The sequence below is a fragment of the Pseudomonas sp. P4795 genome (assembly GCF_048822895.1).
In the GTDB taxonomy this organism is placed as follows: Bacteria; Pseudomonadota; Gammaproteobacteria; order Pseudomonadales; family Pseudomonadaceae; genus Aquipseudomonas.
In genome coordinates this window covers 140,743-166,838 of sequence record NZ_JBMFBT010000011.1, presented here as the reverse complement: position 1 = coordinate 166,838, position 26,096 = coordinate 140,743, and the positions used below count along the sequence as shown (strand labels likewise).

The following is a 26,096-nucleotide window of genomic DNA, read 5'->3' as shown; positions in this document are numbered from 1 at the left end:
TTGCGACACCTTAAAGTCTCGATACTCCCGGCACATCCATATTGATCTTGCGCCAGAAAGCTTCCGAGAAGCTGTACACGGAGAAGGCAATCAGCCCGAACGCCATCACCATCAAAATCAGCCAGCCAGCGGGGAGATTCTGCAGCGCGTCGAGGGCTTCCTTCATGCCGGGTGGATCCATGGCTTTATAAGCGGAACCGCTGATCGCCAACAGCAAGGCAATCTCGATAAACACCACCCCGCGGGCGATCAACCCGAAGCGCGAGACCGGGCGCACGTAGCGCATGACGTCTTCGTCGTCCTCAAAGTATTTTTCGAACGACGCCTTCCAGCCTTTGATGATGTGCGCAATGCCTACACCCAGCGGAATCAGGGCGACCACATAAATCAACAAGTTCGAGTAATCCCAAGACAGAAGATGCGCCAGCCAATCTTTGGTTTGCCCGCCGGAATTGCCCGAGCTTCGAATACCGCTGATGAGCAAGCCCAGTGCGAAGAGCGCCAGAGCGCCATTGACCAGACCTCCTGCAAACAGCCCCGCGCGAATCACCAGACCTTTGAGATTTTTGCCGTGATGATCGACATCACGCGTCGCTTGCAGCACGCGCCACGCCGCAAATGCCAGCAAGCCTGCCACCACAAGCCCGACTAAAAAATGGCCGAATGGCTGAGCCAGCAATGCTTCCAGGCTCTTGTGGCTATCCTTTGGTTTTGTCGAATCCTGCGCTGCCAGCAGCGCGAAGATACCGATGATCAGATAAAGCACTCCCCGCGCGGCGTAGCCTCCCCGAGCGAGTAGTACAAGACTGTGTTGTGCGGACATGGGTTGTATTTCCAAAAGGTAATACAGAGCAGACCAGTCTCGCCGGGAGGGGTTCTATTGAGGTTGAGCAGGTTTGACTGGAATCCAAGTCCCTTATCTCTTTACAGGGAGGCCTGGCTGAAAATGTCGAGTGCTGTCTTATGAACAACCACTAATTTATGATGCGTGATTACCGATTTTGGAAGCGACCCGATGAGTACACGTTCCGACCTTCTTGCCAGCGCTGAGATTTTGTTGCGTACCAAGGGCTATGCCGCGTTCAGCTACGCCGATCTGGCTGAGGAAATCGGTATCAAGAAAGCGAGTATTCACCATCACTTTCCAACCAAAGAGGGGTTGGCGATCGCCATCGTCGAGAGTTATCTGTTCCGGTTCAAGAATCAGCTGGAAAGCATCGACGATACACATCCCCTTATTATCGACCGACTTAATACGTTCGCCCTGATGTTCGCGCACAGCAGCGAAAGTGCGTTGCTTCCGCTATGCGGCGCGTTGGCGGCGGAGCTATCGGCTTTGCCTGAAAGTCTGAAAGAGATGACACGAGATTTTTTCGAAATTCATCTGAATTGGCTTCAGGCCAATATCGTGCGGGGCCAAGAGGCTGGTGAAATTAAAATCGAGCTCGACAACGTCAAGGTCGCACGACTCATTTTGAATACGCTGGAAGGCGGCAGCTTTGTATCTTGGGCGCTGAACGACAACTACCAACATTTTTCCGGTATCGAGATCATTTTAGATGGACTGCGCACTACCGGGACGCAGCACTGAGGCTCAACCATACGGTAATCGTCTCGGTCGATACTCCTTCTCATTGCAGAACAAAACAATCTGTTGATGATCAACCTACCAGTTGGTAGGCTTGTTTCTCTTTCGGGCTGCTGCCCAGTAAAATTCAAGAGGAACAAGCATATGAGTAACAACCTGAACGGTATCGATGTCGCCGCGCTCCAGCAGTTTGCCCAAGGCGTAGCCGAGGATCAGACAAAACGACTTGCAAGCTTTAACGTAAAGACCGAGTGGAAAGGCCAGACCCGTTCCTTGGCAAAGGTCAGCCGTTACAGCTTGGCGGGTGAAACCTATGCGCGGGATTTCGAAATCACTGCCGACGAACCAAACGAACTGCTCGGGCAGAACTCCGCGCCTAATCCGCAGGAACTGCTGATGGCGGCTCTCAACGCGTGCATGTCGGTCGGTTATGCCGCCAACGCCGCAATGATGGGCATCAAGATTCACAGTCTGGAAATCGAAACTGATGGCACGCTCGACCTGCGTGGTTTTCTGGGTATCGACGAAAGTGTTAACCCGGGTTACGACGAAGTGAGTGTGGTGATCCGCCTGCACACTGACGCATCGCGTGAGCGCGTTGAAGCATTGCACAACGTGGTGCTCAAGACCTCGGTCAACTACGCCAACTTCTCCAGGGCTATCCGCATGGTGCCGACGCTCGAAGTTCTTGAGGGCTGATCGTTTTAGTCTTCGACATTGAACGATGAAACCGGTTTGTATGACACAAAAACGCTCCTTGGACATTGAGTACAAATGCACTCAACGACCAAGGAGCTTTTTTTATTTGAAAGTGCCGCTGATTACTCACTGGCCCGCAATTTCAATTATGTCTCAGCCGGGATTCAGGCTATGGCCGCAGCATATTCCGGATAATCGGTGTACCCCTTGTCAATGGAATCGCTGACACCGTAATAGGTTGCACGATCTCCCTCAGCCAATGGCCAGTCGTTCTGCATACGCTCTACCAGATCCGGGTTGGCAATGTAGGGTGTGCCGAAAGCGATCAGGTCAAGTTCACCTTTGGCCAGCTCAGACTCCGCAAGATCTTTGGTGAAGCCGCCGGCAGCCATCAAGGTGCCTTTGTAAACTTCGCGGAATGCGGCGCCAAAGCCCGGTGGTGTTTGTGCGGCGACGATAGTGGGTTGGTAGTTCAGGTGAACGAACGCCAGTTCGCGCTCATTGAGCGCCGCCGCCATGCTCATCCAGGTTTGTTCTTCGCCCTCGTACACGCCAAAGTCATACAGGCGGCCGAAGGGCGACAGGCGTACACCGATCTTTGAGCCACCGATTTCAGCTGCAATCGCATCAATGGTTTCCAGCAGGAAACGCTGGCGATTGGCGATCGAGCCTCCGTACTGGTCGGTGCGGGTGTTCAGGGTGCTGCTCAGGAACTGGTCGAACAAGAAGCCATTGGCGGCCATGATTTCAATACCATCGAAACCGGCATCCATGGCCATACGCGCAGAGCTTACGAAGTCCGCAATGACGCGTTGCACTTCAGCAGTCTCCAACGCGCGGGGTGCGCTGGGTTGCACTGGGCCTGATTTGCCAGGCTCGATCCAGGCATACACCGTGGTATCAACCGCAGCCACCGTGCCCGAAGAGACTGGCACCATGCCATGCACCGAGACATGGGACATCCGGCCAACGTGCCAGAGTTGCGCAAAAATCTTGCCGCCCTTGGCATGCACTGCGTCAGTCACTTTGCGCCAGCCAGGCAAGTGCTCATCAGCGTAAATGCCCGGCGTATAAAGATAACCGCGCGCCTCGTCGGAAATCGGCAGGCCTTCGGTGATCAACAGGCCGGCGGAAGCACGTTGCGCGTAATACAGCGCGTTGGACTCATTGGGAATGTTGTCCAAAGTTCGGGTGCGAGTCATGGGGGCCATAACCACTCGATTCTTGAGCGCGGTACCTGAAAGATTGTACGGGGTGAACAGCTTATTCATGATTGATCTCGACGTGGTTGACGAATAGAGGGCCGGCGATGCATCAGGACTTGTCGAACGCGTCGAGCACGTGAGTGCTGTAGACCAAAGCGGCACCGGCATTCATGTTGATTGCCACGCCTAGGGCTTCAGCGACTTCTTCGCTGGTGACTCCGACTTTCTTCGCTTCGGCAGCGTGGAACGCGATGCATCCGTCACAACGCGTAGTTACGGCTACGGCCAGGGAGATCAGCTCCCGAGTCTTGGCGTCCAGATGATTGGTTTTCGCGCCAGCGGCACCGAGCGCTGCCATTCCCTTCATGGTTTCAGGGCTCAAAGCGTTGAGTTCCATCAGGCGGGTGTTGATGTCTTTGCGGGTTTGTTTCCAGTCTTGCATGGGATTCTCACGAGAGTAGAGATACGGTGGGAGTCGCGTTGGTGAATCTGCGAAGAACACTACCATCCAGTTGGTAGGCTATCAAATGCCGCGCGTTGATATTAGCTATCAACGATATTTCTATCGTGACGAATCGAGTGCAGATTGGATGCAGATCACGTGGATGACAGATTGAGCATTCGGGTTTGAGTGAGGTTCCGTTTTTACCCGCTTGCCCATCGCGTATCTCTACGCGCAAGAAAATTTGAACCGCCTTCACACGCGTACGCCTAATGATCAGCGTGCGGATAATCCCGCAGGCATTTTGCCAATGTCGGCATACTCCGAGAGGTGGACAACGTGGCTAAAGACGAGAAGAAAAGCAAAAGTGACGCTTCGAAAGCCAGCAAGGACTTGAAAGACAAAAAGTCATCGCCGGAAAAGAAATCAGCAGCAGCCTCGGCTCTGTCGAAATCTTCCGACAAGAAAGACAAGAAGAAAGACGCCGAACCGAAGAAATCTGCAAAGAAAGCTGACAGCAAGCCGGAAAAGGCCAAGAAGTCGGACAAGTCAGAAAAGTCGGACAAACCTGCGAAAAAGAAAAAGTGATCTACGATCTGCCAGGGCTTTATGCCCTGGCTTTCTCTTGGATACAGGCAGACTTAGCGCTCGCGGGTACTGACTACTTCACCCGTGGCTGCATCCTCCAACCACACTTCCAGTCGGTTGAGGCCCACATATTTTGAGCGAGCCATGATTTTCTGACCCGGTTTGCCAACGAACTTCAGATCTGCGAACAGAAAGTGGCGGGGCAGCCGATATTCCAACTGAATAACGTACGTGCCCGGCGTCAGCACAGCGCGTTGTGGGGAATCGTTTTTGTAGTAATAGGTAGAAAACGGGATATTGCCGACTTTTTTATCGTTGATTCTGATGATGTTCAGATTCGGCTGGAGATCGGCATAGTGGCGCTGCGGCCGGCCTGCATAAGTATCAGTCTCGACGACGGTATAGCGCGACTCATCACTCGATGCACCGGACTCCACGTTCGAGTAGGCAGGCATCTCCGCGCACCCTTGCAGGCACAACATCGCCAGGACGAATGGCATGAAAAGCTTGGTCATCGGTAAAACCTTTTCGCTAAAAAAATCGCGGAATATGTGAGTAAGGGGAAGTAATTAACATCTGGCACGGTGAACGCCTCCCCAGGTCATTCTTCAATCAATGAATAATCCGTAGTCGGGTAGACGACTTCCTTGGTATCCAGATTGCGAATCTCGGATTCGATGTTGATTGTTGCTACTTCACGTCCCGGAGGTCCGCTGATGTGGTTGCTGGTGGAGAAATCCACGATGTAGCGCTGGCCCGCGCGGAACTCGACATCGTTCGCACCGAAGCCGCATTTGGCGCCGCCGGTACCCAAGCCGTTCATCGATGCCCAGCACCAGCCCAGCGAGTGCTTGCCCGGCGTAAGGCGAAGTGCCTGCTTGCCGGAGACGTCGAGAATCGACAGGCGCCCGGCACCTGGCAACGATTGGCCATCTACCTGCGTTGCCAACAACAGCCGGTGGAAGGGCACGCCGAGGGCCCGAAATTGAGTGGTCGCGAAGTAAACAACCGGTGCGTCGGCGGCGCCATCGGACAGGTCATACGGCTTCATCGACTCCGGCGCCCACTCGCCTTGGTAATCTTTGTAGTGGTAGTTGGAGCAAGCGGTGGTCAGAGTGGCGGCCAACAGGACCGTGGACAGCTTGAGAAGCGAAATGAATTGCGACGAGCGCATTGTTCTTCCTTGGGGAGATGCCTAAAGTGATGTCTATATGCTATCACTTTCGTTTTGCTCATGGCATCCCGCAAGGTTGCGGTGGACTGATGTTGATCCGAAGTTTGCCGTAATTGATGAGGGATAAATAAATCTGTCCCCATTAAAAAATCTTGCGCAACTCCCCCGGACTCACCCCAAGCCGTTGCCTGAAAACCGTCGTCATATGCGCCTGCGAGTTAAACCCGCACGCCAGTGCAATCTCCGCCAGACTCGCCGCCGAATCGCGCATTTGCGCCCGCGCCTTGGCCAGGCGCCGGTCAATCAGATAGCTATGCGGACTTTTCCCCGTCGCTTGCTTGAAGGCGCGCATGAAATAGCCTTCAGACAACTCGAGCAATTGAGCCATCGCCTGAATACTCAGTGGCCCATCGAGTCCGGCGTCAATGAACTCATCCAGCAAGCGCATGCGATTACCGGTCAAGCAATGCGGATGTTCAAAAGAAAAATCCCCCTGAACCCGCTCAGCCATCGCCAGCGCCCAAGCTTCGATATCGTCATCAACCGAGGCCTGCAACAACGCGCGGCGCATTTGCAGGGCCAGCTCAATCGCCTGCGGATCAACCCGGTTACTGAACTCCCGATCCCCGACCAACGCCGCGCCGTCAGTACGAATCACCCGCAGATATTCGCCACCTGACGGCGACTCGGACAACACGTCACACCCCACCGGCACGAATGCCAAGCCATTGGGTAACGCAGCAAACGGGCGCACCCGGTCACTGCCAATCGCGTGTACGCCGCGCTGGCTGTCGAAGGCGAAACCGATAGCTGACTGAGTCGCCACATAGCGCGTTGCGTAAGCGGCGCCGGGCAGCAGTTCGATCGCCCACGGCCCGGCTTCGATTCGGCAAATCGTTTGCGGGGCGGGCGAGGGCGATGGGCGATTTCGGGCATTCATGAACTGCATAGTAGTGAAGTGCCGAGGCAAAAGTCAGGTGAGTTTTTTGAAAGCCGACGTGTTGCGCCCGCTCCTAGACTGGGCACAATTTCAGGGAGACGACTCATGCACACACTGACTCGCGACGATATCGAACAAGCTGCGCAGCAGGTTTATCAGGTTATGCAGCCTACTGCGCAATACCGTTGGCCGTTGCTGGCCGAGCGCTTGGGCTGCACGGTGTGGGTCAAGCACGAAAACCATACGCCGACCGGCGCGTTCAAGGTGCGCGGCGGTATTACCTTCATGAACTGGCTGCGTCGTGCGCATCCGCATGTGAAGGGCATTGTTTCGGCGACGCGCGGTAATCACGGCCAGAGTCTGGCGCTGGCAGCCAGTGCGGTGGGTTTGCAGGCATTGATTGTGGTGCCGGAAGGTAACTCGGTGGAGAAGAACAACGCCATGCGCGGCTTCGGCGGGGAAGTGGTCGAGTGCGGGAAAGACTTCGACGAGGCCCGCGTGGAAGCCTGGCGTCTGGCGCAAGCGCGCGATCTGTATCTGGTGCCGCCGTTCCACAAAGAATTGGTCAAAGGCGTGGCGACCTACGCGCTGGAGCTGTTCACTGCCGCGCCGGATCTGGACACGGTGTATGTGCCAATTGGCTGCGGCTCTGGCGTTTGCGCCGTGATCGCCGCCCGCGATGCCCTGGGCCTGACCACCGAAGTGGTGGGCGTGGTATCCACCGAGGCCGCCGCTGCGAAGTTGTCGTTTGAAGCGCAGGAGATCCGTGAAACTGCCTCGGCCAACACCTTCGCCGATGGCCTCGCGGTGCGCATGCCGATTCCCGATGCGTTCGCCATTTACGGCGCCGGTGCCGCGCGAATCGTCTCGGTCAGCGAAGAGGAAATCGCCGAGGCGATCCGAGTGTATTACACCGACACCCACAACCTGGCGGAAGGCGCGGGCGCGGCGGCGTTGGCCGCGCTGATGCAGGAACGCGGGATGATGGAGGGCAAGAAGGTCGGGGTGATTTTGTCCGGCGGCAATATTGATCGCTCGGTGTATGCGCGGGTGATCGGCGAGTAGAACTTCAGCAGAACTGAGCCCCGCCGGAATGCAATGGATGAATCCGGCGGAGCTGTACTTTGAGGGTCAGAGCGCGGCTTTGACCTGCAAACCGACCACCAACGCATTGTCGATGTCCTGCCCGGAAAACGCGCCCGGCTCGATGATGTATTGCAGGTTCGGGCGCAGGGTCAGCCAAGGCGTGGCCTGATAACCGTAGCCGAGTTCGATCAACTGCTCGGCGCTGTCCAGATTGGACAGCGGCGTGCCATTGGCCAGCGCGGCGTCTTGCAGCACATCGCGGCTGCGCGGGTTGGGCACGGCGCGGCCGTAGCCCAGAGCCAGGGTGTCACGCGGGCGACCTTCGAACGGCTTGTACAAAACCACGCCCGTGCCGTACCACTTGCTGAACGGCGAGGCCGCTTGGCTGGCCGCCGAATACTGGCCGAAGGCATGCAGGCTGCGGCCCTCGGAAGTCGGCGAGCGCCAGACAGCTTGGTCGACCAGCAGATAATGGCCGCCGCGACCGGAGACTTCTTCGTCGCTGCCGATGCGCTTCACATCAGAACTGTCGTAGTAGTAACCGAGCTTGTATTCGCCGGGCAGGCTGCCGGCGTGTTTGTACACCAGCTCGATTGGCACCACGGTGCCGGTGGTGTGTTTCGGGCCCAGATGCCAGGCGCGACTGGAGTTGCCGTTGCTGTCAGGGTCGACGTTGAACGCGGCCACGCGCAATTGCCAGGCTGACGACAAGTCGTATTTGACCCGCACGCCGAGACGCGCATTCGGGTAGTTGGTCCAGCCGCTGCCGCCGGACATGTTCAGCGGATGGCCGCAGAAACCGGCGTTCATGAAGTTGCACAGAATGCCGCTGTCGAGGCCGCCGAGGTCGTTGCCCATGGCCATGTAGCCGAGTTTGACGTTCAGCGCCGGGGTGAACAGGCTGCGCTCGTAGCTCAATTCGGTCAGGCGCGTGTAGAGGCCGCCGTAGTTTTCCTGGATCGGCAGACGGTTACCAACCAGATCTTCGGAGGCGCTGTTGCCGCGTCGGTCGTTGATCGTCAGCTGGACCTTGCCGGCGTTGTCGACGCCATACAATTTGCTCAGATCGAACTGCACGCCGAGCTTGATGTTCTGCGAGTAACGCGCCGACCGGTGCAGGCCGCCATCGGCGTTGTACGCGGTCTCGCCGCTGTAGTCGCCGGTGAACTTGACGCCGTCTGCGTCGAGCTGATGGCGCAGGCCACCCCAGTCGCCGGTTAGCGTGTTGCGGGTGAATACATTGGAGTCGGTATCGGCGAGGGCGGGCAGGGCGGCCCCGCAGGTCAGGCCTGCCAGCAAGGCGTATTGAGAGAAACGAGACATGTGGATCTTCCTGCTGAAATCTGAAACGCGGGACAAAAAACGACGCGGCACCCGAAGGTGCCGCGCACTGTTGCGATGAAGTTGGGTGCGGCGGTTTACGGCAGGGCGTACGCCATCACGTAGTCGCCACGGTCGGTCGATTGACGCGCGCCACCAGCGGTTATGACGATGTATTGCTTGCCGGTTTTCGGCGAAACGTAAGTCATCGGGCCGCCCTGACTGCCGACCGGCAGACGTGCTTTCCAGACTTCTTCACCGTTGCCGCTGTTGAAGGCGCGCAGGTAGAAATCCTGAGTGCCGGCGATGAAGATCAAGCCGCCCTGAGTCGACAGGGTGCCGCCGAGGGTTGGCAGCCCGATCTTGATCGGCAGGTGCATGCGGATGCCCAGCGGGCCAGTGTCTTCAACGGTGCCGACCGGCACTTGCCAGGCGACTTTCTGGGTCTTCATGTCGATAGCGGTCAGGGTGCCGAATGGCGGCGCCTGGCACGGAATGCCGGCCACCGACAGGAAGCGGTTTTTGTTCACCGCATACGGCGTGCCTTTCAGCGGAACCGCGCCCATGCCGGTGTTCAGCGCTTCGCCGCCGGAGGTTGCCTGACCTTTGTTCTGCGACGGGATCATCTGAATCCACAGGCCCAGACGCATGTCGTTGACGAAGATGAAACCGTGCACCGGGTCAGTCGAGATGCTGCCCCAATTCATGCCACCCAGCGAGCCGGGAAAGCTCAGGGATTTGTCGGTGCCCGGCGCGGTGTACAAGCCGTCATAACGCATGCCTTTGAAGTCGATGCGGCACAGCAATTGATCGTATGGCGTGGCGCCCCACATGTCCGATTCGGTCAGATGCTGAGCACCGATCTGCGGCATGCCCACCGATTTTGGTTGGGTCGGCGAGTAAGGTTCGTTGGGGATATTGGCGGCTTTGACCGACACTTCATCGACCTGAGTCAGTGGTTTGCCAGTAGCGCGGTCGAGCACGTAAATCTGCCCGGCCTTGGTGCCGATCACCAGCGCTGGAACGGTTTTGCCGTCCTTGGTGAAGTCGATCAGGCTCGGCTGCATCGGCAGGTCGAAGTCCCACAGATCGTTGTGTACGGTCTGGAACACCCACTTTTCCGCGCCGCTGTTGGCGTCCAGCGCGAGGATCGAGGCGCCGTAGGTGTGATCGAGTTTGCTGCGTTCGACGCCATAAATGTCGGTCGAAGAGCTGCCCATCGGCAGGAAAACCGTGTTGGTTACAGAGTCATAAGACATCGGCGCCCAGCTGTTCGGCGTGCTGCGCACATAGGTGCTGCCGTCGGCCGGAGCGTTGCGATCCTGCGGGTTGCCCGGATCGAAGGCCCAACGCATGGCGCCAGTGATCACGTCGAAACCACGGATCACGCCGCCCGGCATGTCGGCTTGCACGTTGTCGGCAACTCGACCGCCAACTACCACGGTAGTGCCGGCCATCAGCGGCGCGGAGGACAGTTGGTAGTAGCTGTCCGGCACATCGCCCAGACCAGCCTTCAGATCAACCTGACCGTTGGTGCCGAAACCCTGGCAGAACTCGCCGGTGTCGGCATCGACCGCGATCAGACGCGCATCGATGGTGTTGGTCAGCAAGCGGCGCGTGCAGTTGGCACCCGGTGCAACTGGTGTTTCGGTAATCGGCGAACTGCTCGGTTTGGCCACCGCAGCGCTGGCGTCAAAATAGGCCATGCCACGGCAACGCTGCCAGACTTTCGACTGAGCATTGATGGCGTTTTTCCACAGTTCTTTACCGGTGTCGGCATCCAGTGCGATGAGGTTGTTGTGCGGGGTGCAGATGAACACCTTGTTGCCGATTTGCAGCGGCGTCAGCTGGTCTTCGGCGCCATTGCCGTCGCTCTCGGCGATGTCGCCGGTGTGGTAGGTCCACGCGACTTTGAGTTTGTCGACGTTGCTGCGGTTGATCTGATCCAGCGCAGCAAAGCGGCTGCCGCCTTCGGTATTGCCGTAGTGCGCCCAATCCTTCTGGGCCTTGTCCGGTTCAACCGGGGTCAGGCCCGGGCCGGTACCGGTCGCGGCGACGGTCGGATGCGCGACGAACATGTTGCCGACAGCAACGGCCAGGCCCACTGCCAGAACAGCCGCAACGGCATAAGCACCACGCCCGGCAATGCCACCGTTGGCACGTTTGAGCAGCGGATAAACCAGCGTCACGGCAAGGCCGACGGCGCTGAACATGAACAGCCGCGAGAACACCGGCCAGAATTCCAGACCTACATCAACCACAGCCCAGATCGCCGTGCCGAGCAGAAACGCGGCGAACACCCACGCGCCGGCAGGCTTGTAGCGAGCGATCAACAGACCGGACACGGCCATCACCAGACCGCCCACCAGGAAGTACCACGAGCCTCCCAGACTGACCAGTTTCACGCCGCCAGCAGCGAGTGCCAGGCCGAGCAGGGCGATGATCACCCCGAGCCCGACCAGTATGAATTTTGATACGCCGGAGACGCGTTGACTTGGCTTCACGTTGGGAGTCCCGTTGGAAATGAAGCGGCGATTATATAGGGAGCTATCTATTTAGTAACTGTTTAGTTCAAAGTTGAGCATAGCTGTCATTTCTCGCGCAGGGTTTGCTCGATCACATCGACAAAAGCTTTTACCAACGGACTGCGCTCGCGCTTGCGGGTCAACACCTGCAGGGGGGCGGTGGCACCGGCTTCGGCCAATGGACGATAACTGACGCCACGTTTAACCAGGGCCTGTGCGCATTGCGGAACAATAGCGACACCACGGCCGGCGGCGACCAAAGCGATAATCGAGGTGATCTGTTTGCCCGTCGGCGCCGGTAAAGGCGTCAGCCCATGGCGGCGATACAGCGCTTCGATGATGTCATTCAAGCCGGAACCGTAATCGGTCGGGAAGGCGATCAGCGGGTAGGCGCTCAACTCGGCCAGTGTCACTTGTTCCCTGCGCGCAAGTGGGCTGTCGCTGGCAATCGCCGCGACCAATGGCTCGTTATCCAGGCAGATGGCCTGAACCTCTGAATCGTCTCCGGGCGGCTGCATGCGACTCATGCCGATGTCGAGCCGACCTTCGGTAATCTGCGCACACTGGGTGCTGGAGGCACCTTCTTCCAATGTCAGTTGCACGTCCGGATACAGCGAGCAGAACGCCTGAATCGTCTGGCTGAAGATGTCCGACAGCGCAATCGAGCTGGCGTAGCCCACCGCCAGATGGCCAACGCTACCGGCCGCCAATTTGCTGGTGATGGCTTCTGTGAGGTCGACCTGCTCCAGCACCGCCCGGGCGTAGGGGAGGAAATGCCGGCCCTCGGAGGTCAGCGTCACGCTGCGGGTGTTGCGGTCGAACAGGCGAAAACCCAGTTCGCTTTCGAGTGCCGAAATCTGCCGTGTCAGCGGTGGTTGGGCAGTGTTCAGGCGCAACGCGGCACGGCCAAAGTGCAACTCTTCGCTGACAACCAGAAAGCAGCGCAGGCGGCGGAGATCGATCATCGTCATCCTTGGGTATCAATCGGTCGAAAATAGGTATTGGATCCTTTCGTCGGCCCATCTTATAAAACTGTTTAAAAATATTACGAAGTTTTTCACCCCTCCACGGAATGGACAGATGACCCGAAACAGGCTGCTGGCACTGCAAAACGTTATTCCTGTCCCGGTGGCGGCATTGGGCGCATGGATCGGCTACATGACCGGGTTGCCGCTTGGCGAGTTGATCGGTGCGATTTGCCTGGTCACCGCGCTGAGCAAAATGGGCGTACGCATGCGCATGCCTTACCCGTTTGTGGCCGCGGTGCAGTTGCTGCTCGGGGTCAGCGTCGGCTCGATCGTCACCGCGTCGATGATCAGCGAGTTAAGCGATGTGAGCATTCTGGTCGGCCTGCTGATCTGCATGACCACGCAGATTTTTGTCGGCTACAACTGGCTGCGGCGCATGGAAAAGTGGGGGCATATCGAGAGTTTGCTGGGTTCGATTCCAGGGGCGATGGCGGCCGTGATGACGGTGTCGGGCGAGGAGGGACCAGCGTCCGGGCGCATCGCGTTCGTGCACATCGTGCGTCTGCTTGCGCTGCTGCTGGTGGTGACGATCATTGCCGGTGGGCATGCCGACAGCGTGGCGCCCGCGCTGGGCACTCTGGACAACTACCTTGGCGTCATTCCGCCGGCGATTGCGGCAGTCGCGCTCGGTTATCTGCTCGAGCGTTTCGATGTACCAGCGCCGTACATGCTGACCGGGCTGATTTGCAGCGCAGCGGTGAATGTGGTTTTCCCCCAAGCCCATCTGCGTGTGCCCGACCCGCTGGCGATTGTCGCGCTGATTCTGCTCGGCGGGCTGATCGGCATTCGCCTCAAAGACATCACCTTCAAGGATTTCGTGCGCTACATCCGCGCGGGTCTGGTGGTCACCGCGCTGACCTTTTGCACGACCCTGGTGGTCGCGTTCGGGTTCAGCAAACTGACCGGCAAACCGTTTCTCGCTTTGTTCATGTCTTGGGTCCCCGGCGGCGTCGAGGTGATGACGGCCGCGGCGTTGCTGCTTAAACTCGATCCGGCGTTTGTCATGCTCAATCATGTGGTGCGTATGTCGATCATCCATATTTCGCCAGCGTTTCTGCCCAAGCGTTTGCTGCAAGAGAGTCCTTCAGCCTGATTGAGCGGGGAACAGGTTCTTAAACACAACGCATTCATGTATTCGAATGTGTTAATGTGTGGCTCTCATTCAGCAGAGCTGCAGAAATTTCATGACCGAATCAAGCTTGTTCGCCCCGTTGTCACTGGGCGGCCTGACCCTTAAAAACCGCATCGCACTGCCGCCGTTGACCCGCTCGCGAAGCTCGCAGCCGGGTGACATTCCCAACGACCTGATGGCCACCTACTACCGTCAGCGCGCCACGGCGGGTTTCATGGTCACCGAAGGCACGCAGATCGAACCGCGTGGCCAGGGCTATGCATGGACGCCCGGCATCTACAGCCAGGAACAAGTGGCTGGCTGGAAGAAAGTCACCGAAGCCGTACACCAGGAGGGCGGGGTGATTTTCTGTCAGCTCTGGCATGTCGGCCGCGTATCGCATACGAGTCTGCAACCCGACAACCAAGCGCCAGTCGCGCCTTCTGCGCTGCGTGCGACTGCGGTGAAAGTCTTCATCGAGACCGGCCCCGAGGCGGGCGCATTGGCGGATCCGAGCATGCCAAGAGCGCTGAGCACCGCTGAGGTCAAAGAGTTGGTCGAGCTGTATCGGCTGGCGGCGGTGAACGCCAAAGCCGCCGGCTTCGATGGCGTAGAACTGCACTCGGCGAATGGCTATCTGCTCAATCAATTCATCTCCGAGCACACCAATCAGCGCACCGACGAATACGGCGGCTCACTCACCAATCGCCTGCGTTTTCTGCGCGAAGTCACCGAAGCGGTGATCAGCGTATTCGGCAGTGAGCGGGTCGGTGTGCGCTTTGCACCGTTGTTCGAAACCACTGACGAAGAGCGCGTGTATCTGGGGTTGGTCGAGAGTGACCCGCACGCAACCTACGTCGAGGCAGCCGCCATGCTTAACGAGTTGGCCATCGGTTATCTGTCGATTGCCGAAGCCGATTGGGACAACAGCCCGGACTTGCCAGTGACCTTCCGCGCTGCACTGCGCGAAACCTTCAGCGGGCCGATCATGTACGCCGGGCGCTACACCGAAGCCAAGGCCAAAAGCATCCTCGGTCAAGGCTATGGCGATCTGTTCGGCTTCGGTCGTACGTTCATCGCCAACCCCGATCTGCCGCACCGATTGCAGAATAATTTGCCGCTGAACCCGGTCAACCCCGCAACGCTGTATGGCGGTGGTCAGCAGGGCTACATCGACTATCCGTTCAGCCCGGCATAAAATGCGCCGCTAATCCCGGGGCTCGCTCCGACCGCAAAGGAGCGAGCTGCACATGACCGATCTGAACGAGACGCTCAAAGTCCTGGCAAGCCCGGTCAGGCGCACGGTGCTGACCTGGCTGAAAGACCCGCACACATCGTTCGCTGGCTACGAGCAGCTCTACGATTTCAGCGTGTATGGCGTCTGCGCCAGTTTGATTCAGGACAAGGCCGGTCTGGCGCAACCCGCGACCTCGCTGTGCCTGAAAGCCCTTGGCGACGTTGGCCTGGTGAAAGCCACCAAAGTTGGCAAGTGGACTTATTACCAGCGTAACGAGGAACAGGTAGCTGCTGCCATGGCGGGTTTGTTGGCAGACCTTGAAGTCAATCTCTGAATGCCGACGCGCTGATTTATTCCGCCGGAAAAATCCTACAAATCGGGCGGAAAGAACTTACATTTCCAGTCTTGGGTAACGCGCATTATTTTCCCCGGAGCAGAGCGATACGACTTGCATGATTATTATTGCCGCATAACTTCTCAACTACTGCCGAGCATATGAAAGGGGGCGCCGCAGTTTTTCAGAAGTTCTGGATTTTCCTGAGGGGAAGTTGGATTTCCGGCAATCAATAGTCTGCAAGTCGATCGCTGGGCCTGATAAATAATTATCCCAAGAGATGGATTAAATGAAAAAGATTGTCGCTGTTACCGCCGCTACTGTTGTCATGGGCCTTGCTTCCTTCGCCAACGCCGCCACGCCGCCAAGCGGCAACCCGGGGACTGTGCGTTTCATCGGTGAAATCGTGTCCGGCGCTTGCGGTATCGACGCCAGCTCCCTGGACCAGACCGTGTCCCTGGGCCAGGTGCCATCGAACCAGTTCAAGGCAATTGGTGATCGTTCGACGCCGACCAAGTTCGACATCATCCTGACCGACTGCGACACCGCGACTCAGAAGAACGCGCGCTTCACCTTCAGCGGCGTGCAGGATCCTGCGGTTCCGGCGCTGTTCGCCACCACCGGTCTGGCGCAAAACGTCGGCATTCGTCTGCAGGCCAGCGCCGGCGAAATGCTCGACAACGGCAAGGAGCAAGTTGCACCGGTTGTTCTGCAAAACGGCAACAACACCGTCACTTTTGCGGCCATGTACGAAGCCACCGCCGCGACCGTGACCACCGGTGAAGCAGACAGCGTTGCCAACTTCACCGTGGCTTACAACTGATACGCCCGTATCGAGTGTTGTAAGGAAAAGGGGCGAAAGCCCCTTTTTTCTTGTCCGTTACGCTGCTAATTGAAGGGTACTTTCCGTGTACTGCCGCAAACTATTGGTGTCTTGCGTATTGATCTCCTGCGCGCGTTATTCCGCTGCGCTGGAATTCAATACCGAGTTTCTGAACATTGATCAAAATGACGATATCAGTCTCGGCCAGTTCACCCATGCGCAATACACAGTGCCGGGCAACTACTTGTTGGACATCGTGGTTAATCAACGTTATTTCGGCACTCGCTCCATCGAATTCAAACCTGGCGACAACCCGCAGGAAAGTTACGCGTGCCTGGACGAAGAACTGGTGGCCAAGTTTGGCCTTAAACCGGACTTGTTCAAAAACTTGCCGCGCCTCGCCGAAGGCCAATGCGTGGAGTTGCGTGCCATCGACAACGCCACGATCAAATACCTGAAAAACCTCGGTCGTCTGTCGATCAGTCTGCCGCAGGCGTCGTTTGAATATGACGATCCCAACTACATTCCTCCGGCGGCCTGGAGCGACGGGCTCGATGGCGCTTTACTGGATTACCGGCTGATTGCCAACGATCGCCAGTCCACTGCCGCTTCGGGCGATTCGCGTTCATTGCAGAGTTACGGCACCGCCGGGCTGAACATCGACGCCTGGCGGGTGCGCGCCGACTATCAGGCTCAGCACAATTCCGGCGAGCAGAATCGCGGTTTCAACGACAAGGCATTTCAGCTCAATCGTCTGTACGCCTATCGCGCACTGCCGGCGATTCGTTCGAAATTGTCGGTCGGTGAAGACTATTTGAACTCCGACGTGTTCGATACTTTCGCGCTGCGCGGCGCGACCCTGAGCAGTGACGATCGGATGTTGCCGCCCAACCTGCGCGGCTATGCGCCGTTGATCAGCGGCCTGGCGCGCACCAACGCGACGGTCACTGTTTCGCAGCAGGGCCGGGTGTTGTACTCGACCACCGTGACGCCGGGCGCGTTCAGCATTCAGGATCTGAACAGCAGCGTCCAAGGCACGCTCGACGTGACCGTGCGCGAGGAGGACGGCAGCGAGCAGACCTTCACCGTGTCCACGGCGGCGGTGCCGTTTCTGTCGCGCGAAGGCGAGTTGCGCTACAAGATATCGGCCGGCCAACCACGGCTGACCGGCAGCGGCGGCACGGAGCCGGGGTTTGTCGCCTCGGAAATGGCTTACGGCTTGCCCCACGACTGGACGCTTTACGGCGGGGTGCTGGCGGCCAGCGATTACCTGTCCAACGCGTTCGGCGTCGGCAAAGACCTCGGCGTTTTCGGTGCGCTCTCAGCCGATATCACCACCTCGCGCGCCAAGTTGCGCTGGACCGGCGAGACGGCGGTGGGCAACTCGTACCGCATCAATTATTCCAAGCACTTCGATGGCATTGGCACCGATCTGCGCTTCCTCGGTTACCGTTTTTCCGACCGGACCTTTACCAACTTCTCGCAATTCGTCGGCGACCCCGATTCCTATGCACTGAACTCGGGCAAGCAGCGCTATTCGGTGACGCTGGCCAAGCATTTCGGCTGGCTGTCGACGAGTTTTTCCTACGATCACTCGACCTATTGGGACGCGGCGCCGTCCGACCGTTTCGGCCTGTCGCTGGCGCGCAGTTTTTCCGTGGGCAACGTCAAGAACATCAACGTCAATCTGTCCGCGTACCAGACCCAGAATGCGCAGCGCAACGACTCGCAGATCTACCTCGGGGTGAGCATTCCGTTGGGCGGCAATTCGATGTTGTCGAGCAACGTCCAGCGCTCCGGTTCCGGTGGGTCATCGGCCAACGTCGGTTACAGCCACGACGACGGTCAGGGCGTGAATTACCAACTGTATGGCGGCGTCGGCGACAACAAATACGTGAATGCCTACGTCGGCAAACGTGCCTCGACTTATCGCGCCAATGCTTCGGCGACCACCGATGGCAGCACCTATCGCTCGCTGACCGGCGAACTCGACAGCTCGCTGGTCGTGACCCGTTATGGCGTGTCGGCGCATGGCAACGGTTCCAACGGCGACACCCGACTGCTGGTGTCCACCGACGGCGTGCCGGACGTGGCCTTTACCGGCCAGGCGCGGACCAACAAGGATGGCTACGCGGTGATGGATGGCCTGCCTTCGTTTCAGGCCTATGAGGCGCGGGTCAACATGGAAAAGTTGCCGCTCAATACCGAAGTGACCAACCCGATCCAGCGCCTGGCCTTGACCGAGGGCGCAATCGGCTACGTCAACTTCGCCACCGGCCAGGGCCACAACGCGCTCGTAGCGTTGACTCAGGCCAATGGTCAGCCGGTGCCGTTCGGCGCATCGGTTCAGGACAAGGACACGAACAAGGAAGTCGCAATCGTCGGCGAGGCGGGCGTGACCTATCTGCTCGGCGCCAAAAGTGGCGCGCAACTGGTTGCGCGCTGGGACGACTCGAAAAGCTGTGCGCTTGCCGCGTTACCCGACGAAGACGTGCTGAGCAACGTCGCCAAGCCCGTGCGGTGCCGGTAATTCGGGCATCGATGGATGCCTGTTCCTTGATTTTTGTGGAGAACCCTTATGTCAGTTTTCAAGATCCAGCCTTTATTCAATCGCCTGAGCCTGCTGGTCGGGTTGTGTGTCCCGCTGCTCGCCAACGCGGCCGTGGTGCCGGATCGCACGCGAGTGATTTTTGAAGAGAGTGCGCCGTCGGTGAGCGTCACCCTCAGCAACAAGAACCCGCAATTGCCGTTCGTGGTGCAGTCGTGGATCGAAGACCAGAACAGCAAAAAGGTCAGTTCACCGTTCATGGTGCTGCCGCCCTTGCAGCGCATCGAGCCGAATGAAAGCAGCGTGCTACGCATCGTCAAGCTGCCGGATGTGGCGTTGCCCGCCGATCGGGAGTCGGTGTTCTATCTCAACGTACGCGAGATCCCACCGAAGACCGAAGCGGTGAATTCGATGCAGATTGCCCTGCAATCGAAGATCAAACTGTTCTACCGCCCGGCGGCCGCCAAGCGTGAGCGCGGTGAAGATCTGGCATTGCGCATGAACCTGAAAATCGATCCGGTCGGCAAGCAATTGCTGGTGGACAACCCTTCGCCGTTTCACATCACTGTAGTCGGGCTGCTCACTGGGCCTGACAAGACCAAAATGCCCATGGATACCATCATGATCGCGCCCTTCAGCGGCGCGCGGATTGCCCTGAGCAACACCGGTTTCAGCGAACTGCGGGTGTCGAACATGAACGACTTCGGCGGCCAGACCGACTCGCTGTTCACCTGCGCAGCCAATGTCTGCAAGGCCCTGAAGCCATGACATACCGTGCGTTGCTCAGGCTGGGCGTTGTCGCGTTGTTGTTGGCGTTTTCTCAGGCGTCGTGGGCGCTGGTGTGCAAATCGGCGGACGGCGGCAATTACCTGAGCGAATACATCGGCCCGGTCTCGGTGCCTGACACCGTGCCCGACGGCACAATCATCTGGCGCTCGAAAACCCACGTGGTGCCCGCCGATTGCTGGAAGGTGCACGACATTCACTATCAGGAAAACGATCCGATCTATTTCTACGGCAACCCGGCCGGCCTCGACGCCACGCCATGGGGCATCGAATTCGGCCTGGTGTACCGGCAGGTCACGTCGTGGGACGGTGACTGGAGCGCCAATCCGACGCAGGGCGTCAACAGTGGCTATATATCCCGTGGCTGTCCCGGCGCGGCCAATGATGCCGACATGTTGGCCTGTTCGCGCGTGACCCCAAGCATCGCGTTCCAGGTGGTGATTCGTAAACGCGGGTTGCTACCGTTGCAGCGTCCGTCACAGGACACCTACGACGTGTTTCAGTTTGACGGCCTGTACGGACTCAACGGCGGCCCGAGCAACCCGTTCGGCAACTTCCGCTTTCAACTGAGCGGCTTGCAGAACATTGTCGGCACCGCGTGTACGGTCGATGTCACTGTGACTCCGGAGCCGGGGATCGTCGACTTCGGCGTGATCCAGAAAACCGCCACCGGGTTTTCGCCGCCGAATCCGACCAAGCCGTTCAGCCTGGCGCTGGAGAAGAAATGCAGCAGCGCGATCAACATCGGCGCGACCTTCGTTACGGCCAGTCAGCAGGGTGAGTACAACGTCTTGCCCGCCGCTGACAGCCAGTTCGGTATTCAGGTCAGGGACGCGCACAACAACCTGGTGCCGATCAATGAGCCATTCCCGCTGGCGAATTTTCCGGCGGACGTCAGCCACATTGATGTGCCTTTCAGTGCCTCGGTTGTTTCGCTGGGTGACCCCAAGGTCGGGCCGTTCGAGGCGATCATGGTGGTGCAGGTGATTTACTACTGACTCTTTCAGGGTGTCCGTGGGAATTTTCCTACAAGACGCTCGGATGAATCCTTCGCTCGGCATCACGCACGCTCGCCACTATGCGCTATCACGGGTCGATTGAGCGACGGAAAGACGATGGCCTTCCCACGAGTGTTGGTGCTGGAAAATCAGGGTTTCGCGCGCAGTGTGCTGGTCAGGATGCTGCAGCGACTCGGTGCGCGGGATGTGCTGCAAGCCAGCGATGGCGAACACGCCATGCTGCAACTGCATTTGCTGGGCAAAGTCGATGTAGTGTTCTGTGATCTTGGTGATCGAGGACTGGACTGTCTGGAATTCCTGACCCGTGCCAGCCAGGGCGCAATGGTCCGTTCGGTGGTGCTGTGCGGCGAACTGCAACCGGAGTTACAGCGCACGCTGGGTCAGTTGAGCTCGCTCGCCGGGTTGCGGCTGCTCGGTATGCTGAGCCATCCGATCCAGTTGCGCGCCTTGCATCGTGTCCTGCACGGGTTCACCTTCACACCGCTTCCACGGCATGCACCGTTACCACCCCGCGAGCTGCCCAGTGAAAACGATGTGCGCCGTGGCTTGGCCCTCGGCGAGTTTCGTGGCTGGTTTCAGCCGCAGTTCGATCTACGTAGCGGTGGTGTGGTGGCGGCGGAAGCGCTGGTGCGCTGGGAGCATCCGGCGCGAGGCGTGCTGTTGCCGTGCGATTTTCTCGCCGCGGTCCTCGCGTATGACTTGATCGACCAGATGTTCTTGCAACTGCTCGAACAGGGCTTGAGTCTGTTGCAGATCCTGCGTCGTCGCGGTGTGACCCTGACGCTGGCGTTCAACCTGCACGCTTCGCAGTTGGCGGGCGATGGCTTGATCGAAGACATCAAGCGCACGCTGGAACGCCATGGGTTCAAAGGCTCGACGCTGGTGTTCGAGCTGGCGGAAAACGGCTTGCTCGATTGCCCGCCGCAGACCCACGAAAACCTGTTGCGCCTGCGATTGCTCGGCTGTGGTCTGGCGATCGATGATTTCGGCGTGGGATTTTCCTCGCTGAAATGGCTTTGCCAGCTACCGTTCAACCAGATCAAGCTCGATGGCCGCTTTGTTCAGCGTCTGGATCGCCCGGCTGACCGCGCGATGGTCGCCAGCACCCAGGCGCTGGTGCGGGCATTGGGCATGAGCCTCTTGATAGAAGGCATCAGCAGCCCGCGCATGCGCGACCGACTGCTGGAGCTGGGTTGCGAAACCGGCCAGGGGTTTTATCTGGAAAGGCCCATGAATGGCCATGCGCTGCTGCAATGGCTGGATAAAACCGCAGACGTACGGTAAAAAACCTGGCGCGCTCGCGAAAACATGTCGACAGAGGTTTTTATGTTTAAAGCGATGGTTGTGGACGATCATCCGTTCATTCGCTCTTCGGTCAAGATGCTGCTCAAGCAAGAAAACTTCGACGTGGTGGCTGAAGCGGATAATGGCGCCGATGCGGTGCAAATGGCCCGCGAGCACGCCCCGGATCTGATCGTGCTCGACATCGGCATGCCCAAACTGGACGGCCTCGAAGTGATTTCGCGGATCAGCGGGCTGGGCCTGTCGTCGAAGATTCTGGTGCTGACTTCGCAATCGGCGCAGTTCTATTCGATGCGTTGCATGAAGGCCGGTGCGGCCGGATTCATCTCCAAGACCAACGACATCAACGAGCTGATCAAAGCCATCAAAGCGGTCATGGATGGCTACACCTTCTTTCCCAATCTGGCTGGCAGTTCGGTACGGCGCAGCGATGTCGAGGCTACGGAGCTGGACCTGATTCAGACCTTGTCCGACCGCGAGCTGACTATCCTGCAACAGTTGGCCAATGGTCTGAGCAACAAGGAGATCGGCGAGGCGATGCTGCTCAGCAACAAGACTGTCAGCACCTACAAGACGCGCCTGATCGAAAAGCTCAACGTCAAATCGGTGGTCTACCTCGCTGATTTCGCCAAACGCAATCACCTGGTCTAGATGAATATTTCCGTCAAAAAATGCCTGGCCATTGTGTGCCTGTTCGGCACCTTCGGCGTGTTCAGCGCAGCGGCTGCCGAACCCGATGCCTTGCAAGTGCTCGGCCGTTCGACGGTGGACGAGTATTCAGTCTCTCTTGATGAAGCAGACTGGCAGTGGCTGCGGCACAAACGCAGCTTGCTGCTCGGTGCATCGGCGCCCGATTACTCGCCGTTCGGCATCACCGGCAACAGCGACGATTACGAAGGCCTGACGGCGGATTACGCGCAGTTGGTCTCGCAACTGCTGCACATCAAGGTCGAGGTGCGGCGTTATGCGTCGCGCGCCGAAGTGCTCGCCGCGCTGAAGAACGGCGAGATCGACCTGCTTGGCACCGCCAACGGTTTTGAAGCCAGCGACCCGCAGTTGGCGATGTCCGAGGCCTATGCCGACGATCAGCCGACGCTGGTAACCCGCGTCGGTGACAGCCAGAACCTGCCGGCAGACCTGGCCGGCAAGCGTGTTGCCATGCTTTATCACTATCTGCCGCCGGACACGGTCAAGGCGTTTTACCCCAAGGCCACGGTGCAGCTCTATCCATCGACCCTGAGCGCAATCGGCGCCGTGGCGTTCGGTCAGGCTGACGTCTATCTCGGCGACTCGATCAGCTCCAATTACCTGATCAGCAAGAATTACCTGAACAACGTCCAGCTCAGCGATTTCTCGCGCATGGAAGTGCAGCCGTTTGCGTTCGCCGTGGCTCGGGACAACGCGCGTCTGCTGCGAATTCTCAACGTGGCGCTGAAGGCTATTCCGGTCGACGAACGCATGACGATTCTGCGCCGCTGGAATGCCGGTGGCGCGACAATGCCAGGGCGCAAGGTATTGCACTTCAGCGTCAGTGAGCAGCGTTGGCTGAATCAGCACCCGCGGATAAAAGTCGCGATCAACGAAAACTTTCTGCCGCTGACGTTCATCGACGACGACGGTAACTTTCGCGGCATCAGCGCCGACGTGCTGGCGAAGATCAGCCTGCGCACCGGCCTGAAATTCGATTTGCAGCGCGCTGACTCGGTGCATGACCTGATCGACCGGGTGACCGATGGCGAAGCGGACATGCTCGCCGCGTTCACTCCAAGTGTGGAGCGCGAAAACGAGCTGCGCTTCACCCGGCCGTACCTGACCAATCCGTTTGTACTGGTCACGCCGGTTGGCGCTGATCGGCCGCAAACCCTGGACCAGATGGCCGGCAAACGCCTGGCGTTGATTCGCGGCAACGTGCTGCGCGAATACCTGATCGAGCATTATCCTCGGGTGCAACTGCTGCCGGCGGATAACGCCGTCGACGCCATGGCCATGGTCGAGCGCGGTGACGCCGACGGCGCGATCAATTCGTTGATCAGCGCGCGTTACATGATCTCCCGCCAGTACCGCAATCGCCTGCAAGTCACCAGCACCGTCGGCACCTTGCCGGCGCGCATTGCGTTTGCCACCAATCGTGGCGCGCTGGAGCTGTATTCGATTCTCGACAAGGCTTTGCTGAGCATCCCCCCGGAAGAAATGGACGAGCTGACCAATCGCTGGCGCAGCGAGATCGTCATCGATGACAGCTATTGGCTGCGCAACCGCAGCGCGATCATCCAGGGCTTCGTGGTGGCGGGCGTGTTGTTGCTGGTGGCGCTGGGCTGGATTGCCTATTTGCGCTTGCTGATCCGCAAACGGCGGCAGGCTGAAGCCGCGCTCAATGATCAGATGGAGTTCATGCGCGTGATGATCGACGGCACGCCGCACCCGATTTACGTGCGCGACCGCAATGGTCGTTTGATGACCTGCAACAGCGGTTATCTGAAAGTGTTCGGCGTCGAGCGCGACGCGGTGATCGGCAAAACCGTGACCGAAGGCGTGCTCAATGACGCTGATGAGGCGCGCGCCTATCACGAGGATTATTTGCAGGTCATGGATGAAGGCCTGCCGCGTATTCAGGATCGTCGGCTGACGTTGGCGCAGGGGCGAGTACTGACGATCTACCACTGGATGCTGCCGTACCGTGGCAGTGACGGTGCGGTGAGCGGCATGATTGCCGGATGGATCGACGTCAGCGAACGTCAGCAGCTGTTGCAGCAATTGCAGGAAGCGAAGGAGGGCGCCGACGACGCCAACCGGGCGAAGACCACGTTCCTGGCGACCATGAGCCACGAAATCCGCACGCCGATGAACGCGGTGATCGGCATGCTCGAATTGGCGATGAAAAAAGCCGATCAAGGCGTACTGGATCGTTTCGCCATCGAAGTCGCCTCCGGTGCCGCGCGCGGTTTGCTCGATCTGATCGGCGACATTCTCGACATTGCCCGGATCGAATCCGGGCGTCTGTCACTGGCCCCGGAGCGCGCCAATCTGCGTGAACAGATCGAATCGGTAGCGCGTATTTTTGACGGCCTCGCACGGCAAAAGCAGCTGCGCTTGCAGCTCAATCTCGATGCGCTGAGCAATGTTGAAGTGCTGGTCGACCCGCTGCGCTTCAAGCAGATCCTGTCGAATCTGGTGAGCAACGCAATCAAATTCACCGACACCGGGCATGTGCGCCTGAGCGTGCAAGTCGATACGAATGGCGGGCCGGAGCGTTTAGCGCTGTGTGTGCGGGTCGAGGACAGTGGCCGCGGTATTTCGCTGGAGGATCAGCAGCGGCTGTTCAGCCCGTTCACCCAGGCTGGCAATCACGGACAGACATCGCGTGGCGGCTCCGGGCTGGGCCTGGTGATTAGCCGCACACTGTGCGAAATGATGGGCGGCACCTTGGTGCTGCACAGCACGCCGGGGCAGGGCACGCAGATTGAGGTGCGGCTGAATTTGCCGTTGCTTGAACCTCTGGCCCATGTGCCGGTGGCCGAGGCAGAACCGGTGGAAGTCAGTCGCGCGTTGAATATTCTGGTGATCGACGACTACCCGGCCAACCGTCTGCTGCTGTCGCAGCAACTGAGTTATCTCGGCCACCGGGTCACGGATGCCGAGGACGGTGCCCATGGCCTGCGTGCCTGGCGCAATGAGCACTTCGACGTGGTGATTACCGACTGCAACATGCCGATCATGAACGGCTATGAACTGGTCAGGGCGATTCGTGACGAGGAGGCGGCACGTGGCTTGCCACGCAGTCTGGTGCTGGGTTTCACGGCCAACGCGCAGATCGAAGAAAAGCAGCGCTGCGCCGAAGCCGGCATGGACGATTGCCTGTTCAAACCGATCAGCCTTGAAAGTCTCAACGCACGGCTGGCTTCGGTCACACCGCAGCCTCGCGCAGAACCAGACGACATGCCTGCGGCGCCCGGCCCGGGCGACATAGACCTGAGCAGCCTCGAGCAACTGACTCGCGGCGATCAGGCCTCCATAAAAAGCCTGCTGGCCGATCTGGCGACCAGCAACGATGACGACATGGCCAAGCTGATCCGCTTGTTCAGCCACAACGACTTGCCCGGCCTGGCCGATCTGGCGCACCGGGTAAAAGGTGGCGCGCGAATCATCAAGGCGCAGGCGTTGATTGAGGCCTGCGAAGCGTTGGAAGTCGCCAGCGAGGGCATGGATGCCCCAGCGCTGACCGAGGCGGTCGACAACTTGCAGCAGGCCATGGAGCGGCTGGCCGGGCAATTGGAGATCCATTTGGCTTGATCGAGTGGTTTTTCCTGTTAACGCGTGACCGCTGATTGGCGTGGGAAAATT

The 26,096-nt window shown here is 58.8% G+C and carries 23 protein-coding genes; 14 read left to right on the top strand and 9 right to left on the bottom strand.

Annotation, left to right across the window (positions count from 1 at the left end):
• Positions 1-10: 10 nt before the first annotated feature.
• Entirely contained in the window at positions 11-823 is an 813-nt protein-coding gene (locus ACOI8A_RS25945) for a DUF1206 domain-containing protein (protein ID WP_420650230.1), read from the bottom strand.
• A gap of 192 nt (positions 824-1,015) precedes the next feature.
• Here ACOI8A_RS25945 and ACOI8A_RS25940 point away from each other — a divergent pair, with 192 nt between their 5' ends.
• On the top strand, positions 1,016-1,591 hold the full coding sequence (locus ACOI8A_RS25940; RefSeq protein WP_420650231.1) for a TetR/AcrR family transcriptional regulator: 576 nt from the start codon (positions 1,016-1,018) through the stop codon (positions 1,589-1,591).
• 141 nt (positions 1,592-1,732) lie between these two features.
• On the top strand, positions 1,733-2,287 hold the full coding sequence (locus ACOI8A_RS25935) for an OsmC family protein (RefSeq protein ID WP_420650232.1): 555 nt from the start codon (positions 1,733-1,735) through the stop codon (positions 2,285-2,287).
• A 164-nt stretch (positions 2,288-2,451) separates the two neighbouring features.
• Here the strand turns inward: ACOI8A_RS25935 and ACOI8A_RS25930 are convergent, their stop codons facing one another.
• Entirely contained in the window at positions 2,452-3,558 is a 1,107-nt protein-coding gene (locus tag ACOI8A_RS25930) for an alkene reductase (protein WP_420650233.1), read from the bottom strand.
• Between the two features lie 43 nt (positions 3,559-3,601).
• Complete coding sequence (locus ACOI8A_RS25925) at positions 3,602-3,934, bottom strand: carboxymuconolactone decarboxylase family protein (RefSeq protein WP_420650234.1); 333 nt, start codon at positions 3,932-3,934, stop codon at positions 3,602-3,604.
• A 339-nt stretch (positions 3,935-4,273) separates the two neighbouring features.
• Between ACOI8A_RS25925 and ACOI8A_RS25920 the strand changes: the two genes are divergently transcribed.
• Positions 4,274-4,522: a hypothetical protein gene (locus ACOI8A_RS25920; RefSeq protein WP_420650235.1), complete on the top strand. Its 249-nt coding sequence runs from the start codon at positions 4,274-4,276 to the stop codon at positions 4,520-4,522.
• Positions 4,523-4,575: 53 nt separating this feature from the next.
• Here the strand turns inward: ACOI8A_RS25920 and ACOI8A_RS25915 are convergent, their stop codons facing one another.
• The 3 genes from ACOI8A_RS25915 to ACOI8A_RS25905 all read right to left on the bottom strand — a co-directional run bounded on the left by ACOI8A_RS25915 (position 4,576) and on the right by ACOI8A_RS25905 (position 6,636).
• Positions 4,576-5,037, bottom strand: coding sequence for a hypothetical protein (locus ACOI8A_RS25915; protein ID WP_420650236.1), 462 nt, complete (start codon positions 5,035-5,037; stop codon positions 4,576-4,578).
• 86 nt (positions 5,038-5,123) lie between these two features.
• Positions 5,124-5,696 carry a hypothetical protein gene (locus ACOI8A_RS25910; RefSeq protein WP_420650237.1) on the bottom strand — a complete coding sequence of 191 codons (573 nt, stop codon included), beginning with the start codon at positions 5,694-5,696 and terminating at the stop codon, positions 5,124-5,126.
• Positions 5,697-5,838: 142 nt separating this feature from the next.
• Positions 5,839-6,636, bottom strand: coding sequence for a helix-turn-helix transcriptional regulator (locus tag ACOI8A_RS25905; protein WP_420650238.1), 798 nt, complete (start codon positions 6,634-6,636; stop codon positions 5,839-5,841).
• A gap of 105 nt (positions 6,637-6,741) precedes the next feature.
• On the opposite strand from ACOI8A_RS25905, the gene ACOI8A_RS25900 reads away from it, so the two are divergent.
• On the top strand, positions 6,742-7,701 hold the full coding sequence (locus tag ACOI8A_RS25900; RefSeq protein WP_420650239.1) for a threonine dehydratase: 960 nt from the start codon (positions 6,742-6,744) through the stop codon (positions 7,699-7,701).
• Between the two features lie 66 nt (positions 7,702-7,767).
• Here ACOI8A_RS25900 and ACOI8A_RS25895 read toward each other — a convergent pair whose 3' ends face one another.
• From ACOI8A_RS25895 to ACOI8A_RS25885, 3 genes are all read right to left on the bottom strand, one after another.
• Positions 7,768-9,045, bottom strand: a complete 1,278-nt coding sequence (locus tag ACOI8A_RS25895) for a carbohydrate porin (protein WP_420650240.1) — start codon at positions 9,043-9,045, stop codon at positions 7,768-7,770.
• A 95-nt stretch (positions 9,046-9,140) separates the two neighbouring features.
• Positions 9,141-11,546, bottom strand: a complete 2,406-nt coding sequence (locus ACOI8A_RS25890; RefSeq protein WP_420650241.1) for a glucose/quinate/shikimate family membrane-bound PQQ-dependent dehydrogenase — start codon at positions 11,544-11,546, stop codon at positions 9,141-9,143.
• Between the two features lie 86 nt (positions 11,547-11,632).
• Entirely contained in the window at positions 11,633-12,532 is a 900-nt protein-coding gene (locus ACOI8A_RS25885) for a LysR family transcriptional regulator (RefSeq protein ID WP_420650242.1), read from the bottom strand.
• A 115-nt stretch (positions 12,533-12,647) separates the two neighbouring features.
• Between ACOI8A_RS25885 and ACOI8A_RS25880 the strand changes: the two genes are divergently transcribed.
• The 10 genes from ACOI8A_RS25880 to ACOI8A_RS25835 all read left to right on the top strand — a co-directional run bounded on the left by ACOI8A_RS25880 (position 12,648) and on the right by ACOI8A_RS25835 (position 26,045).
• Complete coding sequence (locus ACOI8A_RS25880) at positions 12,648-13,688, top strand: AbrB family transcriptional regulator (RefSeq protein WP_420650243.1); 1,041 nt, start codon at positions 12,648-12,650, stop codon at positions 13,686-13,688.
• A 91-nt stretch (positions 13,689-13,779) separates the two neighbouring features.
• Complete coding sequence (locus ACOI8A_RS25875) at positions 13,780-14,904, top strand: alkene reductase (protein WP_420650244.1); 1,125 nt, start codon at positions 13,780-13,782, stop codon at positions 14,902-14,904.
• 52 nt (positions 14,905-14,956) lie between these two features.
• A complete protein-coding gene (locus ACOI8A_RS25870; protein WP_420650245.1) occupies positions 14,957-15,277 on the top strand; it encodes an ArsR/SmtB family transcription factor in 321 nt (106 codons plus the stop codon).
• Positions 15,278-15,566: 289 nt separating this feature from the next.
• Positions 15,567-16,100, top strand: a complete 534-nt coding sequence (locus ACOI8A_RS25865; protein ID WP_420650246.1) for a fimbrial protein — start codon at positions 15,567-15,569, stop codon at positions 16,098-16,100.
• 85 nt (positions 16,101-16,185) lie between these two features.
• A complete protein-coding gene (locus ACOI8A_RS25860) occupies positions 16,186-18,630 on the top strand; it encodes a fimbria/pilus outer membrane usher protein (protein ID WP_420650247.1) in 2,445 nt (814 codons plus the stop codon).
• Positions 18,631-18,678: 48 nt separating this feature from the next.
• Positions 18,679-19,416 carry a molecular chaperone gene (locus ACOI8A_RS25855; RefSeq protein WP_420650248.1) on the top strand — a complete coding sequence of 246 codons (738 nt, stop codon included), beginning with the start codon at positions 18,679-18,681 and terminating at the stop codon, positions 19,414-19,416.
• Complete coding sequence (locus ACOI8A_RS25850) at positions 19,413-20,432, top strand: fimbrial protein (protein WP_420650249.1); 1,020 nt, start codon at positions 19,413-19,415, stop codon at positions 20,430-20,432. The genes ACOI8A_RS25855 and ACOI8A_RS25850 overlap by 4 nt, the downstream gene beginning before the upstream one ends.
• 117 nt (positions 20,433-20,549) lie before the next feature.
• Complete coding sequence (locus ACOI8A_RS25845) at positions 20,550-21,737, top strand: EAL domain-containing response regulator (RefSeq protein ID WP_420650250.1); 1,188 nt, start codon at positions 20,550-20,552, stop codon at positions 21,735-21,737.
• 42 nt (positions 21,738-21,779) lie between these two features.
• Positions 21,780-22,406, top strand: a complete 627-nt coding sequence (locus ACOI8A_RS25840; protein ID WP_420650251.1) for a response regulator — start codon at positions 21,780-21,782, stop codon at positions 22,404-22,406.
• The gene (locus ACOI8A_RS25835) at positions 22,407-26,045 is read left to right on the top strand and encodes a transporter substrate-binding domain-containing protein (protein WP_420650252.1); all 3,639 of its coding nucleotides are present in this window, start codon (positions 22,407-22,409) and stop codon (positions 26,043-26,045) included.
• Positions 26,046-26,096: the final 51 nt, after the last annotated feature.

Excerpts from the sequence above, each read along its gene's own strand:
- ACOI8A_RS25915 (WP_420650236.1), bottom strand. The coding sequence starts at position 5,037 with ATGACCAAGCTTTTCATGCCATTCGTCCTGGCGATGTTGTGCCTGCAA.
- ACOI8A_RS25895 (WP_420650240.1), bottom strand. The coding sequence starts at position 9,045 with ATGTCTCGTTTCTCTCAATACGCCTTGCTGGCAGGCCTGACCTGCGGG.
- ACOI8A_RS25885 (WP_420650242.1), bottom strand. The coding sequence starts at position 12,532 with ATGATCGATCTCCGCCGCCTGCGCTGCTTTCTGGTTGTCAGCGAAGAG.
- ACOI8A_RS25900 (WP_420650239.1), top strand. The coding sequence starts at position 6,742 with ATGCACACACTGACTCGCGACGATATCGAACAAGCTGCGCAGCAGGTT.
- ACOI8A_RS25870 (WP_420650245.1), top strand. The coding sequence starts at position 14,957 with ATGACCGATCTGAACGAGACGCTCAAAGTCCTGGCAAGCCCGGTCAGG.
- ACOI8A_RS25840 (WP_420650251.1), top strand. The coding sequence starts at position 21,780 with ATGTTTAAAGCGATGGTTGTGGACGATCATCCGTTCATTCGCTCTTCG.
- ACOI8A_RS25845 (WP_420650250.1), top strand. The coding sequence starts at position 20,550 with ATGGCCTTCCCACGAGTGTTGGTGCTGGAAAATCAGGGTTTCGCGCGC.
- ACOI8A_RS25865 (WP_420650246.1), top strand. The coding sequence starts at position 15,567 with ATGAAAAAGATTGTCGCTGTTACCGCCGCTACTGTTGTCATGGGCCTT.
- ACOI8A_RS25910 (WP_420650237.1), bottom strand. The coding sequence starts at position 5,696 with ATGCGCTCGTCGCAATTCATTTCGCTTCTCAAGCTGTCCACGGTCCTG.
- ACOI8A_RS25850 (WP_420650249.1), top strand. The coding sequence starts at position 19,413 with ATGACATACCGTGCGTTGCTCAGGCTGGGCGTTGTCGCGTTGTTGTTG.
- ACOI8A_RS25905 (WP_420650238.1), bottom strand. The coding sequence starts at position 6,636 with ATGAATGCCCGAAATCGCCCATCGCCCTCGCCCGCCCCGCAAACGATT.
- ACOI8A_RS25940 (WP_420650231.1), top strand. The coding sequence starts at position 1,016 with ATGAGTACACGTTCCGACCTTCTTGCCAGCGCTGAGATTTTGTTGCGT.
- ACOI8A_RS25875 (WP_420650244.1), top strand. The coding sequence starts at position 13,780 with ATGACCGAATCAAGCTTGTTCGCCCCGTTGTCACTGGGCGGCCTGACC.
- ACOI8A_RS25925 (WP_420650234.1), bottom strand. The coding sequence starts at position 3,934 with ATGCAAGACTGGAAACAAACCCGCAAAGACATCAACACCCGCCTGATG.
- ACOI8A_RS25855 (WP_420650248.1), top strand. The coding sequence starts at position 18,679 with ATGTCAGTTTTCAAGATCCAGCCTTTATTCAATCGCCTGAGCCTGCTG.
- ACOI8A_RS25835 (WP_420650252.1), top strand. The coding sequence starts at position 22,407 with ATGAATATTTCCGTCAAAAAATGCCTGGCCATTGTGTGCCTGTTCGGC.
- ACOI8A_RS25945 (WP_420650230.1), bottom strand. The coding sequence starts at position 823 with ATGTCCGCACAACACAGTCTTGTACTACTCGCTCGGGGAGGCTACGCC.
- ACOI8A_RS25880 (WP_420650243.1), top strand. The coding sequence starts at position 12,648 with ATGACCCGAAACAGGCTGCTGGCACTGCAAAACGTTATTCCTGTCCCG.
- ACOI8A_RS25935 (WP_420650232.1), top strand. The coding sequence starts at position 1,733 with ATGAGTAACAACCTGAACGGTATCGATGTCGCCGCGCTCCAGCAGTTT.
- ACOI8A_RS25930 (WP_420650233.1), bottom strand. The coding sequence starts at position 3,558 with ATGAATAAGCTGTTCACCCCGTACAATCTTTCAGGTACCGCGCTCAAG.